The sequence below is a fragment of the Flavobacterium sp. H4147 genome (assembly GCF_029360735.1).
Classification (GTDB): domain Bacteria; phylum Bacteroidota; class Bacteroidia; order Flavobacteriales; family Flavobacteriaceae; genus Flavobacterium; species Flavobacterium endoglycinae.
Genome location: NZ_JARKNB010000004.1, coordinates 100,627 through 118,917, shown reverse-complemented (window position 1 = coordinate 118,917; position 18,291 = coordinate 100,627). Strand labels below are relative to the sequence as shown.

10 protein-coding genes are annotated in these 18,291 nt (G+C 33.7%); 5 read left to right on the top strand and 5 right to left on the bottom strand.

Annotated elements, in window-relative coordinates; translation table 11 throughout:
- Positions 1-100 precede the first annotated feature (100 nt).
- Entirely contained in the window at positions 101-514 is a 414-nt protein-coding gene (locus tag P2W75_RS17830) for a DUF1573 domain-containing protein (protein WP_207295063.1), read from the bottom strand.
- Between the two features lie 163 nt (positions 515-677).
- Between P2W75_RS17830 and P2W75_RS17825 the strand changes: the two genes are divergently transcribed.
- The 3 genes from P2W75_RS17825 to P2W75_RS17815 all read left to right on the top strand — a co-directional run bounded on the left by P2W75_RS17825 (position 678) and on the right by P2W75_RS17815 (position 3,500).
- Positions 678-1,943, top strand: coding sequence for a sensor histidine kinase KdpD (locus tag P2W75_RS17825; protein WP_276381514.1), 1,266 nt, complete (start codon positions 678-680; stop codon positions 1,941-1,943).
- On the top strand, positions 1,940-2,626 hold the full coding sequence (locus P2W75_RS17820; protein ID WP_276381513.1) for a response regulator transcription factor: 687 nt from the start codon (positions 1,940-1,942) through the stop codon (positions 2,624-2,626). Before P2W75_RS17825 ends, P2W75_RS17820 begins: the two co-directional genes overlap by 4 nt.
- 109 nt (positions 2,627-2,735) lie before the next feature.
- The gene (locus tag P2W75_RS17815; RefSeq protein ID WP_207295060.1) at positions 2,736-3,500 is read left to right on the top strand and encodes an MBL fold metallo-hydrolase; all 765 of its coding nucleotides are present in this window, start codon (positions 2,736-2,738) and stop codon (positions 3,498-3,500) included.
- On the opposite strand, the gene P2W75_RS17810 is transcribed toward P2W75_RS17815, so the two are convergent.
- Complete coding sequence (locus P2W75_RS17810; RefSeq protein WP_276381512.1) at positions 3,501-5,699, bottom strand: radical SAM protein; 2,199 nt, start codon at positions 5,697-5,699, stop codon at positions 3,501-3,503.
- Between the two features lie 132 nt (positions 5,700-5,831).
- Between P2W75_RS17810 and P2W75_RS17805 the strand changes: the two genes are divergently transcribed.
- A complete protein-coding gene (locus P2W75_RS17805) occupies positions 5,832-11,648 on the top strand; it encodes a T9SS type B sorting domain-containing protein (RefSeq protein ID WP_276381511.1) in 5,817 nt (1,938 codons plus the stop codon).
- Between the two features lie 8 nt (positions 11,649-11,656).
- A complete protein-coding gene (locus P2W75_RS17800) occupies positions 11,657-15,736 on the top strand; it encodes a T9SS type B sorting domain-containing protein (RefSeq protein ID WP_276381510.1) in 4,080 nt (1,359 codons plus the stop codon).
- A gap of 132 nt (positions 15,737-15,868) precedes the next feature.
- Here the strand turns inward: P2W75_RS17800 and P2W75_RS17795 are convergent, their stop codons facing one another.
- From P2W75_RS17795 to P2W75_RS17785, 3 genes are all read right to left on the bottom strand, one after another.
- On the bottom strand, positions 15,869-16,528 hold the full coding sequence (locus P2W75_RS17795; RefSeq protein WP_276381509.1) for an SdpI family protein: 660 nt from the start codon (positions 16,526-16,528) through the stop codon (positions 15,869-15,871).
- 4 nt (positions 16,529-16,532) lie between these two features.
- Positions 16,533-16,787 (bottom strand): autorepressor SdpR family transcription factor, encoded by a 255-nt coding sequence (locus P2W75_RS17790; RefSeq protein ID WP_207295055.1) that lies wholly within the window; start codon positions 16,785-16,787, stop codon positions 16,533-16,535.
- A 103-nt stretch (positions 16,788-16,890) separates the two neighbouring features.
- On the bottom strand, positions 16,891-18,168 hold the full coding sequence (locus P2W75_RS17785; protein ID WP_276381508.1) for an MFS transporter: 1,278 nt from the start codon (positions 18,166-18,168) through the stop codon (positions 16,891-16,893).
- Positions 18,169-18,291 lie beyond the last annotated feature (123 nt).

Sequence of the window (18,291 nt, the reverse complement as noted above, 5' to 3'; positions counted from 1 at the left end):
TTGGTAAAATCAAATGATTCTAAAAATAATATTTTGTCATAAAAAAAGCCCCGAATAGACTACGTATTCAGGGCTTTTCACTTTATAACCAACCTTTATTTTAGATAACAGTTCCTTTTAAAGTAAGTATTTTTGGAGCCGTTTCAGCACTTGTTGTTACTGTAACTGTTTTTGTAAAAGCGCCTTTGTTTGCCGCATTATAAGTGGCAGTCACTTTTGCTGATTTACCAGGTAAAACTGGTTCTTTTGTGTAATCTGTTGCAGTACATCCGCATGAACCCTGAACATTTGTAATTACAACTGCTGTTTTTCCTGTGTTTTTAAATTCGTATACAATTGCTTTTGGAGTTCCCTGCGGAATTTGTCCAACATCAATTGTTTCAGCTTTCCAAACAATTGTAGAAGCTGTTTCAACTTTTTTAGTTTCAGAAACTAAAGATTTCACTGGTGCGATCGCTGAAAAAGACATTAAACTTAACGCTACAGCCAGCATAGAAATTTTGATAATTTTCATAGTTAAAATATTTAATGGTTTATAGTTCGAATTTTACATTTCAAAAGTAATTCAGCTTTGAACAAATCGCTGTTAAGCGGTTTCAAATGTTTGTTAACGACTTGTTAATCGCCTATTTTCACTATAAAATTGCTTAATATTACACCTTGAAAACTCTTTATTCTTGAAAATAAACAAACTCAATAGTATCATTGTTTTAGGACTGGTAGCGATTATCAGTATTTTGGTTGCGCAATTACTTTGGACGAAAGAAGCGTTTACAATTGAGCAGAAAAAGCTGAGTCAAAAAGCGCACATCGCTCTTCTTGAAGTAGCTAAAAAATTATACGAAGGCACAAATCACGAACTTCCTGTGCAAAATCCGGTTCAGAAAATTGCGAATGACTATTATATTGTAAATGTCGATAATGATTTCGAACCTGATATTTTGGAATTCTATTTAAAAACGGAATTCAAAAAAATGAATATCACGACCGATTTTGAATATGCGATGTACAATTGCCAGAGCGATGAAATGATTTACGGAGATTATATTTCGCTTTCGAAGAAAAAAGCAGAATGTAAAAAAACGGTTTATTTCCCTAAACATAAAAATCTCGTTTATTATTTCGCGGTTCGTTTTCCTAATGAAACCACGTATTTATTTAGTTCAATGCGTTTCTGGTTTGTACTTTCAATTGCATTGATTCTTATATTATTGATTTATGTGTATTCGATTGTAACGCTTTTACAGCAGAAAAAATATTCGGAGCTGCAACGTGATTTTATTAACAATATGACGCATGAATTTAAAACGCCTCTTTCTTCCATTTTAATTGCTTCAAAATATTTGAGCGAACAAAATCTCATTAAAGAGAATAAAAAATTGCACACATATGCTGAAATCATTGTGAATCAAGGAAACAAACTGAATCATCATGTTGAAAAAATATTAAGTGTTGCCAAGTCTGATCATACTCCGCTGGAATTAAAAAAAGAAAATGTCTTAATAATTCCTGTTATTGAAGAAACGATTGAAAATATTCAGCTAAAATATCCTGATGCAAGCATTAAAATAGAAAGTGTTTCTAATGAATATATTCTCGAAACTGATGTTTTTCATTTTGCAAATCTGGTTTACAATCTTCTTGACAATGCGGTTAAATACTGCAATAAAAAACCTGAAATTACCGTTAAAATTTCTGAAGAAAATTCAACTCTAAAAATTGAGTTTATAGATAATGGCATTGGGATTGCTGCTAAAAAATTATCTTTTATATTTGATAAATTCTATCGTATACAAAACGAGAAAAGCAATGAAGTGAATGGTTTTGGACTTGGATTGTATTACGTAAAAGAAATCTGCAATTTGCAGAATTGGAAAATAAAAGCCGAAAACAATGTAACAAACGGAGTTACGATAACTCTTTCAATTCCTTATAAAAAATGAAGCCATTCAGAATACTTTATACCGAAGACGATGAAACTTTAGCATTTTTGACCAAAGATAATCTGGAGCAAAATAATTATGAGGTAGTGCATTGTTTAAATGGAAAAGCAGGATTGGAGGCTTTTAAAGAAGAAGATTTTGATATCTGCATTCTGGATATTATGATGCCGAAAATGGATGGTTTCGAACTGGCTTCGGAAATTCGTAAAATAGATATTGATATTCCGATTATTTTTCTTTCGGCCAAAACTTTAAAAGAAGATCGTATAAAAGGACTTCGTCTGGGTGCCGATGATTATTTGGTAAAACCATTTAGTATTGAAGAATTAATTTTGAAAATTGAAGTTTTCTTAAAACGTTCCCAGAAAAATAATAAGACTGAAAAATCAATTTATGAAATTGGAAAATATCAGTTTGACACTAAAAACTTTATTCTTTTCAATGACGATGAAAAAGTCGGTTTGACACAACGTGAAGCCGAATTACTAAAACTTTTTCTAGACAATAAAAACTTAGTTCTAAAAAGAGAGCAGATCTTAACCGCACTTTGGGGAACAGATGATTATTTTATGGGAAGAAGCCTTGACGTTTTTATATCTCGCCTTCGCAAGATTTTGATTAATGAAGAAGGGATTTCAATTGAAAATCTACACGGAATTGGATTTCGCTTTTTGATTGGATAGTTTGTTGTAAATCTGACGCTAATTATTAACAATTCTGTTAAAAATAAAGAAAAATCTGTAAATGGTTTTTCGAAAATCTTTGTATTTTTAAGTTCTAAATTCCCCTGACATGAAAATACATCACCTGCGAAATGCTACATTGGTTATCGAAACAGAAGAGAATGTGATTCTGGTTGACCCAATGTTAGGCAAGAGAAAAACAATTCCGCCATTTACCATTTTTCGATATAATCCGAAACGAAATCCTCTTGTCGCTCTTCCTAAAAACAGCAGGGAAATTTTGAGTAAGGTAACGCATTGTTTAATTACACATTTACATCCGGATCATATTGACAAAGCGGGAGAAGTTTTTTTAAGAAGAAAAAGTATTCCGGTAATCTGCAACGTAAAAGACGAAAAAAAACTTACTCAAAGAGGTTTAAATATTATTCAAACTTTAGAATATTGGACACCACAGCCTTTTTTAGGCGGACGAATTATTGGAATCCCAGCCGTTCATGGTTATGGTTTTATAGCCAAATTGATGGGAAATGTAATGGGATTTTTTATTGAACTTCCTAACGAGAAAACAGTTTACATAAGTTCCGACACTATTTTTACAGATGATGTTCAAAAGGTGCTTATCGAACTAAAACCAGATATTTCAACTGTTGCCTGCGGAACTGCCCGATTGGATATTGGACAGCCTTTATTAATGAAAATGAATGACATTTTGAGATTTGTGACTTTGGCTCCCGGAAAAGTTTTTGCCAATCATCTTGAAGCTTTAAATCATTGTCCAACAACGCGTGAGGAATTAAAAAGAGCGCTTTCGCAGAACAATCTTTTATCTAAAACAGCAATTCCAAATGATGGATATGCGATCGAATATTAATTATAAAACCAAAAGTCCAAATTCACGTAACGTATTAATTGGTTTTGAATACCAAAATAATTCAAAGTCTTCTAAGGTAGTTTCAAAATCATTTTTCACTTCCTGAAAAGTATAATTTTTAGCATTCGAAATCGAAATTTTAGAGAGAATTGAAGTCAGCCACTCGCCTTCTTCTTTACTGGTTTGAATCATAAAACTTTCTTTTTTATCATGAAAAGTTAAGGACATCATTTCCCAGCTTCTTCCTTTTTTGGATTTTGTGAATATTTCTGCCGAAGGTTTTCCGCCAAGCCAAACTACTTTTGCATTTGGTTTGGTATTGAAATCATTTTGTTCTTCGAGCGCATTGAAAATAAAATCAGGATGAATTTTGGTTCTTGGTATTTTAAAATCAAACCATTCCTGCAGTTCATAATCAAAACAGATTCCATGCATGAAATTAAAGAGAGATTTCTTCAATCCGAAACTGAATTTATCGTGATTAATTCCAGTTGAATCGTTGTATTCAATATCATTATTGGCAAAAGTTCCAATTGCTTCTGTTTTTTTAGTCACGCCAAATTTCTCTGGATACAATCCAACCGGACTATGTGCCGTCAATGCAAACTGATGCCAAAATCCAGACTGTAAAACTCCAGCTTCAAACAACTGGCGTACCATTTCAAGACTGTCAACCGTTTCCTGAATTGTTTGTGTAGGATATCCGTACATTAAATACGCATGAACCATAATTCCGGCTTCGGTAAAATTTCTGGTAACTTTTGCCACTTGCTCAACCGTAACACCTTTATCTATTAATTTCAATAATCGGTCTGAAGCCACTTCTAAACCTCCCGAAACGGCAATACATCCCGAAGCTTTTAGCAATAGACATAAATCTTTTGAAAAGCTTTTTTCAAAACGAATATTTGTCCACCAAGTCACGGCTAGTTTTCTTTTTAGAATTTCAAGAGCCAGCGTGCGCATTAAAGCTGGCGGTGCTGCTTCATCTACAAAATGAAAACCGTTTTGTCCGGTCTGCTCGATTAATTCTTCGATACGATCGCAAAGCAAACTTGCGGCAACAGGTTCGTATACTTTTATATAATCTAACGAAATATCGCAGAACGTACATTTTCCCCAATAGCAGCCGTGCGCCATGGTTAATTTATTCCAGCGTCCGTCGCTCCACATTCGGTGCATTGGATTTACGATTTCGATAACCGAAATGTATTTATCCAAAGGCAGATCAGAATAATCGGGAGTTCCTACTTGAGATTGCTTATAATCGTGTTTTAGAGAATTGTTTTTGTAAACGACTTCTCCATTTTCTAATAAAAAGGTTCGTTTATAATGCTTCTCGTCCCTCGACTCCGCTCGGGATGACAAATTATCAACAAGTTCCTCAATTGGCACTTCACCATCATCTAAAGTAATGAAATCAAAAAATTCGAAAACGCGTTTATCCGAAAGCGAACGTAATTCGGTATTCGGAAAACCTCCGCCCATTGAAATTTTAATTTCAGGATGGTTTTGTTTTACCCATTGCGCACATCGAAATGCGCTATATAAATTCCCAGGAAAAGGAACAGAAATTAAAAACAAGGTTGGTTTTACAGTTTCAATTTTAGCTTTTAAAAGTGAAATTAAAATCGAATCAATATAAGTTGGCGGTTGCTGTAAAGCTTGATACAATTCATCAAATGAATTGGCGCTTCGTCCTAAACGTTCGGCATATCGGCTAAAGCCAAAATTTTCATCTACACATTCTACGATAAAATCCGAAATATCTTCGAGGTATAAAGTCGCTAAATGTTTGGCTTTATCCTGAGTCCCCATTGAACCAAAAGCCCAATCGAGTTCTTCCAACTGCGCAAAACGAGAAGCTTCGGGCAGAAAATCTTCCTGACAGATTTGTAACGCTAAAGTTGGATTTTTTCCTTGTAAAAACTGAATAACAGGATCAATTGTCTTGATATATTCATCCTGTAAAGCAAAAATTCTTTTACAGTTGTCGGTTGTGGGCTGTGGGTTGTGGGATTGAAATAATCTTTCAAGTCCTTTTTTTGAAAACAATTCCAAAATCACATCAATACCCAGATCAGCTTGAACTGATTCGATATTTTTAGTATTTAAAAATCCTTTTATGTAAGCTGTTGCCGGATACGGTGTATTCAGCTGTGTAAAAGGTGGTGTGATTATAAAAAGCTTTGTTTTCAAAAGGAATATTTTTCTGCAAAAATACGGGTTATTTGGAGACTTTTCAGGAAAAGATTTAATGGTTTGAGTTTTGATTTTTTAATTTTATTTAGTCAATATTTAATTACATTTGTTTGCTCTTAAATCGACCGCATGAAGAAAACTTTACTTTTTTTATTTTTACTTATTTCAACGTTTTGTTACTCTCAGGAAAATTGCAATAATGGTATCGACGATGATGGCGATGGAAAAATAGATTTAAATGACAGCGATTGTGTCTGTAATAAAACAACTTCAATTTTAGCCAATCCTTCTTTTGAAGAAAAAACAAATTGTCCGTATAATTTAAACGATTTAAGTGCCGTAAATTCATGGGTAAAAGGTACCCAGCCTTCCCCTGACTACATTAATTGTGAAAAACAAAATGCTATATACAATAAACATCTTGAAAATTTTCCTGATGGTGACGGAATAATCAGGGCTGAATATAAAAATAGCAGAAAAGAATACCTCGCTACTAAATTACAAACTCCTTTAATTGCGGGTACAAAATATCAGTTAAAATTAAACATTGCTACGTTAACTAGTATCTATATAGACGAAAGTAATAATAAAGAATTTGATTTTAATTACTTAGAACCTGTTAATATTACCCTTTTTGGATGTAATAATCGTGATAATTTACCATTGTATACCAATTCTAGTCCAGATACTTTTGATCCAAGCTGGATCGAAATTGGGCATGTAACGTATCAGCCTCAATCAGTATGGGGAGAAATTACTATGACTTTTACTCCAAGTGTAAACATAAACTCAATAATGCTGGGGCCACCTTCAGGGAAATTACCGCCATTATTTGACACATTAGAAACATTGGCATTTCTTTACGACAATTTAATTTTGAACACTTCAGAAAATTTTGGCGTAACTATTTCTGAAACAGGATCTTTTTGTAATGGTAATTTACAACTAACTGCGAACATTACTAAAAATCTAAACTCAAACACTACTTATCAATGGTATAAAGATGGAATTGCTATAAATGGAGCCACAAACAAAACTAATTCAATATCATCAATACCATCTAATATTGGAGCTTATTCAGTTAAAATAACGAATGGAAATACCTGCTTTGTTAGTTCAAATTTCACCACAAATAATTCGCTTTTAAGTCCCGAAACAATTGTAGTTCAACCTAGCTGTAATAATACTAAAGGAAGCATAACTGTTAAAGAAACTGGCTTAAATTATAGTTTTGATAATGGCAAATCCTGGCAGACCAATCCTGTTTTTATTCCAACTGGTCCAGGAAAATATTATGTTAAAACCAAATCCACAGCTGGATGTATTTCATCACCTTCTATTATAACTATTATTGATCCGGTATTATTGGATAGACCTTCATTTTCAATTGTACAGCCAACATGCAATACTAATGGCAGTATCACTATTACGACTCCCGGATCACAATATAGTTTTGATGATGGATTAACATGGAATACGAATCCTACTAAAAGTAATTTACCGGCAGGAAATTATAACATTAAAATTAAAAACAATTTAGGTTGTGAGTCCTATTCTCAAAACGTATTACTTTTTATTCCGCATTTAGATTTCCCTAAAAACACCTTTACAGTTCCCAGCTGTACTTCGGGAGGAAGTATAACTATTACAACGTCTGCATCTGAATATAGTTTTGATAATGGAGTCACATGGACAACAAATCCAACTGCAACAAATCTGCCTTCAGGATATTATTTTATAAAAATTAAGGATCAAAATGGATGTGAATCCAATACTCCTCATGAATATATTTATTTGAAAAAGTTTTACGCTCCTTTTCCAAAAGTAAGATCGGTTGCACCTTCTTGTGCAAATTTAGGTTCTATAACTATTCTAACCACTGCAGCTGAATATAGTTTTGATAATGGCATAACATGGACCACAAATCCTAAAGCGATAAATTTAGAATCTGGAACTTATGCAGTAAAAACTAAAAACAGCCTTGGCTGTGAAACTGAGCCATTATATATTTTCCTTAAACCTTATTTTCTCCCAAATCCTACTTTCTCTATTATAAAATCTACTTGTAGCACCAATGGAAGTATCACAATTACAACACCAGCAGCCGAATATAGTTTTGATCGCGGGTTAACTTGGACTACAAATCCAATAATGACAGTACCTACTGTTTTTTCATCATATTTTATTTCTATAAAAAATGAGTTTGGCTGTATATCAGATCCTCAATATATATCTATGGATCCCGAAATTTATACTGGAGATACTAAATATGTAATAAATAAAGAAGTAACGTGCACCTCAGGTGCGAGTGTAACTATTACATCACCAGCCGAAGAATATAGCTTTGATGATGGTCAAACTTGGTCTACAAATCCCACAGCTGTAAATTTAAAAGCTAGTGATTATTATTTAAAAACGAGAAACAGTAACGGGTGTGAGACTTATCAAACAAGGGTTTCTATCTATGATCGTTATTTAAGTTTTCCAACTTGTTCGGTGGTCCAGCCAGAATGTAATAAAAAAGGAAGCATTACAATTACTACTCCAGCTCCATTTTACAGTTTTGATGGTGGAGTAACTTGGGGAACAAGCGCAGTAAAATCTAATTTGGAAGAAGGTAATTATTATGTGGTAATAAAAAATGAAGAGGGCTGTACTAGTTTACCTTTTCATATCCATCTTTTTTCATTTTATCTTCCAATGCCATACTTAGACGTTACCCAGCCTACTGTTTGTGGTGAAAATGCTACTGGAAGTATAACCATACGAACGAAAGCTGATTTTTACAGTTTTAATGATGGAGCAACATGGAGCACAAATCCTACGGCTGAAAATCTTCCTGTTGATTCTGAGTATCGTATAAAAATCAAAAACAGTGATGGTTGTGTTTCGGAAAGCATTTATATTAATTTCATACCATTCGACCTAAGAAATGCGGAGTATACCTATACAAATCCAACTTGTAATAAGGGAGGAAGTATTACTATAACAACTCAAGCCCCATTTTACAGCTTTGATGGAGGACAAACCTGGGGAACTAACCCAACTGCTTTAAATTTACCTCCCGGTTTTTATTATCCAAAAATCAAAAATGAATTCGGCTGTGTTTCCCCAACTTATTACAGCGTCAATTTTACTGAACCAAAATTAATCTACCCTGATATAACAGTTATTCAGCCTAAATGTGGATCACCGGGAAGCATTACAGTAAATACTCCTGCTGCACAATATAGTTTTGACGGCGGAAGAACATGGAGTAACTCAAATAAAGTTTTGAATATTCCAGCATCGATTTACGCTGAAAATTACTATATCATTATAAAAGACGAAACGGGCTGCGAGTCTTATCAGTCAGTGGTAGGTATTCCCGCTATATTCATAGAAACACCTGAATATACAACGACAGAACCAACATGTGAGAAAGGTGGAAGTATTTCTATTGATCCGATTGGAGATGAATATAGTTTCGACAATGGAATGACGTGGACTAAAAACCCGGTTTCTACTGATTTAGACGAAGGAACTTATTATATAATATTAAAAAATAAATTTGGATGTCAATCTTATCCAAAAGCGGTTAATATATCCCGATTCTATTTAGATGAGCCTTCAATTACGTTGACTCAACCTAATTGCGAATCTTTAGGAAGTATTAAGTTTACTTCACCAGCATTTGAATACATTATTGATAATGGAGAAAACTGGAGTTCAAATCCTGTCTTTTCAAATTTAAAAGCTGGTGATTATTATTTAATAATTAAATCAGTATTAGGATGTGAATCCAGCCCTAAATTACTTACTCTTACCGATCCAGATCCTGCTGCTCAGGCACCCGGCATTTTAATTCAACAGCCAAGCAGCTGCACATCTTCAAAAGGAACTATTACGGCAGTATCAACAACTGCTTATCAATATAGCTTTGACAACGGAATAAACTGGACAAGTAATAATAAGGTAACAGGTTTGGATCCTGGAAATTATTTTGTTAGAATAAGAAATAGTGCTGTAGCCTGTCCTTCTCCTGCTATTAAAGTAACAATCGATGCTCCGTTAGATGCAATAACGAATCCTGCTTATACAGCTATCCAGCCCACAAGTTGTACTAATCCCTTTGGAAGCATTACAATTTTAACTCCAGCTTCAAAATATAGTTTTGATAACGGAATCAGCTGGCAAACCAGTACAGTTTCTGGCAATTTAACTATTGGAACTTATAAAATTAAAATTCAGAATTCAGCTGGTTGTATATCTGATCCCGTTACTGTTCAGATAAATCCTCCTGCAGATTATCCTTTTCCTCCTTCATATAATAGTATTCAGCCAAACTGTACTGATAGTAAAGGAAAGATACATATTCTTTCTAATGCCTCAGAATATAGTTTTGACAATGGAATAACATGGACTAACAATCCAGCGTCAGGATCTTTGGAGCCAGCTGAATATTATCTAAAAATCAAAAATTCCAGCGGCTGTATTTCTGAAGCAGTAAAAGTAATTATAACAAAATTTATTAATTTGACACCTTTACCCGAAACATTGAATTTACAAACCTTTTGCGTTGAGCAGAATGCGACATTAAACGAAATTCAAATTACGGGACAAAATATAAAATGGTATAGTAACTTAACAGGTGGAACACTTGTATCAAGTACAACAGTCGCTCAAGACAAAGCAACCTATTATGCTTCGCAAACCATAAACGGATGCGAAAGCGAAAGAGTTCCTGTTAAGATTAATATTCAGGTTACATTGCCTCCAACAGGAAATGCCACTCAATCATTTTGTACAGCACAGAATCCAACAATTGCCAATCTTCAAGTTACTGGAAATTCCATAAAATGGTATGATGCAGTAAGCAACGGTTCGCTATTAACAGCAGCTACAAATCTGGTTAATGGAAAAACCTATTATGCATCACAAACAGAAAACAATTGTGAAGGTTCAAGATTAGGAGTTACTATTTCAATTGTAAACACACCTTCTGCTCCAACTGCAAATGCTACTCAATCATTTTGTAAAAGTGAAAATGCCACTTTAAGCAATATTCAGATTTCGGGTCAAAATATAAAATGGTTCGACACTAATTTGTCGGCTTCGGTTTTACCGAATACCACTTTGCTTGAAAACAACAAAACGTATTATGCTTCGCAAACTGTTGGATGTGAAAGTGACAGAACGTCAATTCTGGTTCAGATTTATGACACACCATTACCAACAGGAAATAACAATCAGCAATTTTGTATTGATGAAATTGCAACAATCGAGAACATTCAGATAACAGGGACAAATATAAAATGGTATGATGCTGCAGTAAACGGAAATATTCTATCAGACACCGATTTATTACAAAGCAAAACTTATTATGCAACTCAAACATTGAACAGCTGCGAAAGCAAAAGATTTGCAGTAACGGTAAAAATTCAAGACACACAAATCCCAATTGCTGATTCTCCACAACAATTCTGTATTCAGAAAAATGCAAAAATTAGGGATATTAAAATAATAGGACAAAATATTAAGTGGTATGAAACAGCTTCATCTACTATTGGTTTATCCGAGACAACTGAACTTGCAGACGGAATCACGTATTATGCATCACAAACTTCCAGCAATTGTGAAAGCGACAGAATTCCTGTTACCATAAATATTCTTGAAGCTACAACTCCGGATTGCATTCACTTTGTGGATGAACTTCCCTATCCTAAATTCTTTACCCCGAATAATGATGGCTATAATGATACATGGACTATTGATTTTATATATTTAGCACCAAATACCGGGATTAAAATTTTTGACCGCTACGGAAAGCTCATCAAAGAATTGCGATTGGATAATTCTTGGGATGGGACATATCTTGGACATCAGGAACCAGCCAGTGATTATTGGTTTACGGTTACAAGACTAAATGGAAAAGAATTTAGAGGACACTTTTCTTTAAAAAGATAATTTAGAAAATGAAAAAGAAATTTACATCTTTATTATTACTGCTTTTTATTTTGGGTTTTTCTCAAAGTAAAAACCAATCTGTAGGTTTTAAAGAAAATAAAGGCCAGATTATAGATCAAAACGGAAAGCTGAATTCTGCTGTAAAATATTTATTGAACACAGAAGGATTAAATGTTCAGTTAAAACAAAATGGTTTTTCGTATGATGTTTATGAAGTAAAAAAGACTCCAATTTCTCCATCTAAAGATCCAAGAAATTCAAGAGAATCTATTTCGTATTTTCATAATAAACCAAAAGACGAAACTGAATACAACTTGGAATATACATTCCACAGAATAGATATCGATTTTCTAAATTCAAATCCAAAAGTTGAATTAATTGCTGAACAAGAATCTGCCGATTTTGACAACTATTACAACGTTCCCAACAAACCAGAAGGAATTCTTGGTGTTTATCAATACAAACAAATAACCTACAAAAACATTTATCCTAATATTGATGCTATTTTTACCATTCCTGCTGATCCAAATAAAACAGTCGAATACAATTTCATAATTCATCCAAAAGGAAAAATTTCTGACATCCAGTTAAAATTTTCTGGCGCCGAAACAGATTTAGTCGATAATAAAATCCAGATGAATGTTCGTTTTGGAAAAATGGAAGAAACACTTCCAGCAAGCTGGATTGAAGAAAAAGGTCATAAAAAAGGAATTATTGTAAGCTATCAGAAATTAAAAAAGAATGTTTACGGATTTCGTTCTGCAAATTTTTTGATTGGGAAAAAAGTTGTTATTGATCCTGTGCCGAATAGAATGTGGGGAACCTTTATTGGAGGAGAAAGATGGGACAAAAATTATTCAATTGATCGCGATGCATCAAATAATGTTTACACAGCTGGGGCAACATGGAGTATGACGAATTTGGCTTCCTCAGGAGCACATCAGACTGTATTTGGTTCATCTTTATATTCTTCAACATTTATTTTGGATGGTTTTATTTCAAAATTTGATGAGAATGGAAATCGATTATGGACTACTTATTATGGAGGACAACTTGATGATTTTATAAAAGAAATAAAGGTTTCTAAGAATAATTCTTTTCTATTTTTTTGCGGAAATAGCAGAAGCAGTAATAACATTTCTACATCAAATTCTTTTAAACCAAACAAATCAGGTTCTTATGATGAAATGTTTTTAGGTCAACTAAATTCAAACGGAATTAGACAATGGGCAACCTATTATGGAAATGATAATGGATTAACTTTTGCGAACAGCCTTTCTGTTGATAATCAAAACAATGTATATTTAAGCGGATCAACTACTAGTGATGATTTTATTGCTACACCTAATTCATTTCAAGACTCGTTCATAGATAATAATCGTTTTGATGGTTTTCTGGCAAAATTTGACAGTGACGGCAACAGAATCTGGGGTACTTATTTAGGAGGAATAAATGATGACTTTGTTGAAGATTCAGATATTGATCCAGATGGAAATATAATTCTTGCGGGATCTACCCGAAGTACATCTGGTATTGCGACTTCAAATTCGTACCAGCCTAATTATAACATCCCAACTAATAATGCTAGCGATGGAGATGGGATGATAATAAAATTTTCTCCAAATGGAGATCGGATATGGGGAACTTATTTTGGTGGCCCAAATAGTGATTGGATTTATAATTGTAAAATAACAGGAGATAATCTTTATTTTTCAGGAGAAACTGAAAACACAAATATAGCTACACCTAATGCTTTTGAAACAACAATGCTAACTACTGTTAGAAGCAGTTATTTTGCCAGCTTTAATTTAAAAACTCAAAACAAAACATGGTTAAGCTATTCTAAAGGAAAAATCACTTCAATTTATTCTAACAATAAAGATCAAGTATATATTGCCGGAGAATCAGCCTCTTATTGGGATATTGCATCTCCTGACGCTTTTAATCCTAATTCAAGTGGTAATTCATTTATTATTAAGTTAGATAATCAATGCCAAAAAATTTGGGGAACCTTTTTAGGGTTTTATCATTCTCCATTTGGCCCTCAAATTACTGCAGACGACTTTGACGTTCTGTATGTTTTTGGATCAGTTAGCTCATATTTAAACGTCACTGATTATGGAATTAGTACACCAAATTCTTTTCAATATTTGCCAAATGGTGATTACGAAACCTATCTTGTAAAATTTCAAGAATGTTTGACAAATCCATTAATTTCAAGCAACTCTCCTATTTGCATAGGCAAAACATTAGAACTAAAAGCTTCCGGAGGAACTACTTATTTATGGACAGGTCCAAACGGATTTACATCAACAGATCAGAATCCTACAATTACAAATGCCTCAACACTAAATAGCGGAGAATACAGTTGTTTAATTACTGGAACAGGCGGTTGTGACGATACTAAAAAAGTTAATGTGGTAATTGGTGATATCGAAGCTCCAGAGCCAGATTTAGCAACTCTTCCAACAATCACAGGAGATTGCAATACTACTGTCACAACAATCCCAACCGCTACTGATGCTTGTGCAGGAGTAATAACTGGAACAACTACCGATCCTCTCTCTTACGTGTTACCGGGTACTTATACAATAGTTTGGAATTATGATGATGGAAATGGAAATATTTCGCATCAAAATCAAACGGTTACTATTACAAGTCAGTCTTTACCAACTGCAAATTCTCTACAGACTTTTTGTGTTGAGCAAAATGCGACATTAAATGATATTCAAATTACGGGACAAAATATAAAATGGTATAGTAACTTAACAGGTGGAACACTTGTATCAAGTACAACAGTCGCTCAAGACAAAGCAACGTATTACGCTTCGCAAACCATAAACGGATGCGAAAGCGAAAGAGTTCCCGTTAAGATTAATATTCAGGTTACATTACCTCCAACAGGAAATGCCACTCAATCATTTTGTACAGCACAGAATCCAACAATTGCCGATCTTCAAATTACTGGAACATCAATAAAATGGTATGACACAGAAACCAATGGCTCTTTGTTGACCGAAACTACAAATCTTGTTAATGGACAAACCTATTATGCATCGCAGACTGAAAACAATTGTGAAGCTTCAAGATTAGGAGTTACTATTTCAATTGTAAACACACCTTCTGCTCCAACTGCAAATGCTACTCAATCATTTTGTAAAAACGAAAATGCCACTTTAAGCAATATTCAGATTTCGGGTCAAAATATAAAATGGTTCGACACTAATTTCTCGGCTTCGGTTTTACCCAATACCACTTTGGTTGAAAATAACAGAACGTATTATGCTTCGCAAACTGTTGGATGTGAAAGTGACAGAACACCAATTCTGGTTCAGATTTATGACACACCATTACCAACAGGAAATAACAATCAGCAATTTTGTATTGATGAGCTTGCCGCTATAAGCAATTTAAATATAAACGGAACAGCCCTAAAATGGTATGATGCTACGGTAAACGGAAATATTCTATCAGACACCGATTTATTACAAAACGCAACCTATTACGTAACCCAAACATTGAACAATTGCGAAAGCGAAAGATTTGCCATTACAGTAAAAATACAGGACACACAAAATCCAATTGCAGATTCTCCTCAATCTTTCTGCATACAGCAAAATGCAAAAATCAATAGTATCGATATTACGGGACAAAATATAAAATGGTACAGCAACAATTCTACTTCCATTAATCTTTCGGAATCGACACTGCTTGAAAACGGAATTACATATTATGCTTCACAAACAATTAGTAATTGCGAAAGCGACAGAATTCCGGTAACTATAGAAGTGTTAGAAGCCACAAAAGGAGTATGCATCAATTTTATTGACGAACTTCCTTATCCAAAATTCTTCACCCCAAACAATGACGGTTTTAATGATACTTGGACAATTGATCCAGCATATCTGGCTCCAAATTCATCCATCAGAATATTTGATCGTTATGGAAAATTCATCAAAGAATTAGGACCAAATGCCGCTTGGGATGGAACATATCTTGGGCATCAGGAACCAGCCAGCGATTATTGGTTTACAGTTACAAGACTAAATGGAAAAGAATTTAGAGGACATTTTTCTCTTAAACGATAATAAAAACAAAAAGAGTCTGTATATTCAGACTCTTTTTGTTTTTAATTTACTTTTAACGTGCCATTATATATTTAATAAGCAATGTCATTAGAACAAATACTACTTTTATCATCACTCTTTCAATTAATTGATTTATAAATTTTCTCCTTTTTTCAAGCTGCTATATTTAAAATAAGAATATACAATTGGCATAATTGCCACAATAAGGACAAATGGGAAAAAAACTTTTGAGAAAACAGGCATTTCAAAAACCAGGCTGCTTAAAATGATTAAAAAGCCCGCAATAAACCACAACTTTCCTGCAAAAACATGTGTCAGTTTCCAAACTTCTTCATTTTTTAAAGTCCACGGTGTACGAATTCCGATAAAATAATTGGGGCGGATTACTTTAAAATAATTTCCGAAAATCATTAACAATGCGCCAATCATAACAAAAGTGAAATTCGGACTTGAAAAAGATTGATTTTTACTGCTGTACACAATAAACAAAGCCAGAATTGACATAAAAAGAACTAGAAAAAATTTAAGCTGATAAAGCTTCCCTCCCATTAACGTCAATTTTTTTTGGGGATCAATTTTAGTAATCACTGACATGATCACATAAGTCAAAACAGGAAGCATAAAAAGCAAAGCGATTAAAGCCAGTTTATTTCCCCAATTATCAATTTCTCCTTTCGAATTCCAGTGTATAGGTACTCTTTCAGGAAGGCTATTCCAAATTGTTGCCAAATAAACAAAAGGTATCAAAACAATTCCAATTATGGGAAGCTCTTTTTTAAATTCTAGGTTCATTTTATTAATGTTTAAAAGTTAGTATCCATTGTAAAACATCGTCCATGATGGTAGTATTAATGGAATAAATGATGAATTGTCCATTTTTTTCAGACGTAATTAAATCAGCTCTTTTTAGAATATCCAAATGATGCGAAATACTGGGTTTCGAAATATTAAAAGCATCGGCAATTTCTCCTGCCGATCGGTCTTTCTCCTTCAAGAGATCCAAAATCTCCCTTCTTGTGGAATCATTTAAAGCTTTAAAAATTTCATTCATAATATTTAAATATTTAGACAAATATCTAAATACTTTTTTAATGCACAAAAAAAGCAGCAACTTTTTTAGTTACTGCTTCATTAAAATCTGTAAAATAGTTTTTTTAAAACTTATGTTCGTCTTTGCTGATTACTAAAAATGAAATTAAAGAAATGCAAGCTGCGGCAACTAAATAAAAGCCTACATAACTGACATCATAATTCTTAGCTAGCCAAATCGCAATCATCGGTGCAAAAGCCGCTCCAAGAATTCCTGCCATATTAAATGTTAAAGATGCACCAGAGTAACGAACATTTGTTGGAAACAATTCTGATAAAAAAGTTCCCAAAGGTCCGTAAGTGAATCCCATTAAAGTCATTCCTATACAAGCAAAAATAGTAACCAGAGTAATATTTCCAACACTTAAGAAATAAGAAAAGAAAAATCCGAAAACAGCGATACCTGCTGTTGCCGCAATAAGCATTTTACGACGACCAATTTTATCGGCCACAACTGCGGAAATTGGAATAAAAATGGCAAAAAACAACACCGAGAATAATTGTATCAACAAACCATCTCTTTTTACAATTCCTAAATCAGAGGTTGCCCAGCTTAGAGTAAATACAGTCATTAAATAGAAAACCAAGAAGGTTGTAATGGCCGCGAAGGTTCCAAAAATCAATTGATTTCTATATAATTTTACCAAAGTTAAAAATGGAACTTTTACTTCTTCTTCATGCTTTTTAGCATTTTCAAATGAAGGCGTTTCTGTAATTTTTGTTCGGATATAAAAACCAACTATTACCAAAAGTGCACTGGCAATAAAGGGAATTCTCCAGCCGTAATCCATAAAATCTTCATTGCTCATAGAATCCGTTAGTAATAAAAAAGTTCCTCCAGAAAGCAGCAATCCAATTGGAGCGCCTAATTGCGGAAACATTCCGTACCAAGCACGTTTATGCGGAGGCGCATTTTCAATCGCAAGCAAAACCGCCCCACCCCATTCTCCACCTAAACCAACACCTTGTCCAAATCGGCAGAGCATTAACAATAAAGGCGCGGCAACACCAATGCTGGCATAACTTGGTAAAAATCCAATGGTAACTGTCGAAATTCCCATGGTAAGCAAAGCCGCTACAAGAGTAAATTTACGCCCGATTTTATCGCCATAATGTCCAAAAAAAGCAGAACCTAGCGGACGCGCTAAAAATGCAACTGAAAAAGTAGCTAACGATTCCAAAGTCGCCACTGTTGGATCTGAACCTGGAAAAAATAATTGGGGAAAAACCAATACCGCCGCATTGGCAAAAATATAAAAATCAAAAAATTCGATTGTGGTACCAATAAGGCTTCCAAAAAGAACGTGCTTTAATGAGTTCTTCTGATTTGGGGTCGTTTTCATTTTAAAATAGATATAACTTTTTTTTGATTACAAAAATAGAGTTTCATTATTAATAATTCACATTTACAACAATTAGTTTCGAAACGTCGATAATTATTTAACAAATTTCATGAGTTTTCTATT

Coding starts and splice junctions, on each gene's coding strand:
- P2W75_RS17815 (WP_207295060.1), top strand. CDS start 2,736: ATGAAAATACATCACCTGCGAAATGCTACATTGGTTATCGAAACAGAA.
- P2W75_RS17820 (WP_276381513.1), top strand. CDS start 1,940: ATGAAGCCATTCAGAATACTTTATACCGAAGACGATGAAACTTTAGCA.
- P2W75_RS17795 (WP_276381509.1), bottom strand. CDS start 16,528: ATGAACCTAGAATTTAAAAAAGAGCTTCCCATAATTGGAATTGTTTTG.
- P2W75_RS17800 (WP_276381510.1), top strand. CDS start 11,657: ATGAAAAAGAAATTTACATCTTTATTATTACTGCTTTTTATTTTGGGT.
- P2W75_RS17805 (WP_276381511.1), top strand. CDS start 5,832: ATGAAGAAAACTTTACTTTTTTTATTTTTACTTATTTCAACGTTTTGT.
- P2W75_RS17790 (WP_207295055.1), bottom strand. CDS start 16,787: ATGAATGAAATTTTTAAAGCTTTAAATGATTCCACAAGAAGGGAGATT.
- P2W75_RS17830 (WP_207295063.1), bottom strand. CDS start 514: ATGAAAATTATCAAAATTTCTATGCTGGCTGTAGCGTTAAGTTTAATG.
- P2W75_RS17785 (WP_276381508.1), bottom strand. CDS start 18,168: ATGAAAACGACCCCAAATCAGAAGAACTCATTAAAGCACGTTCTTTTT.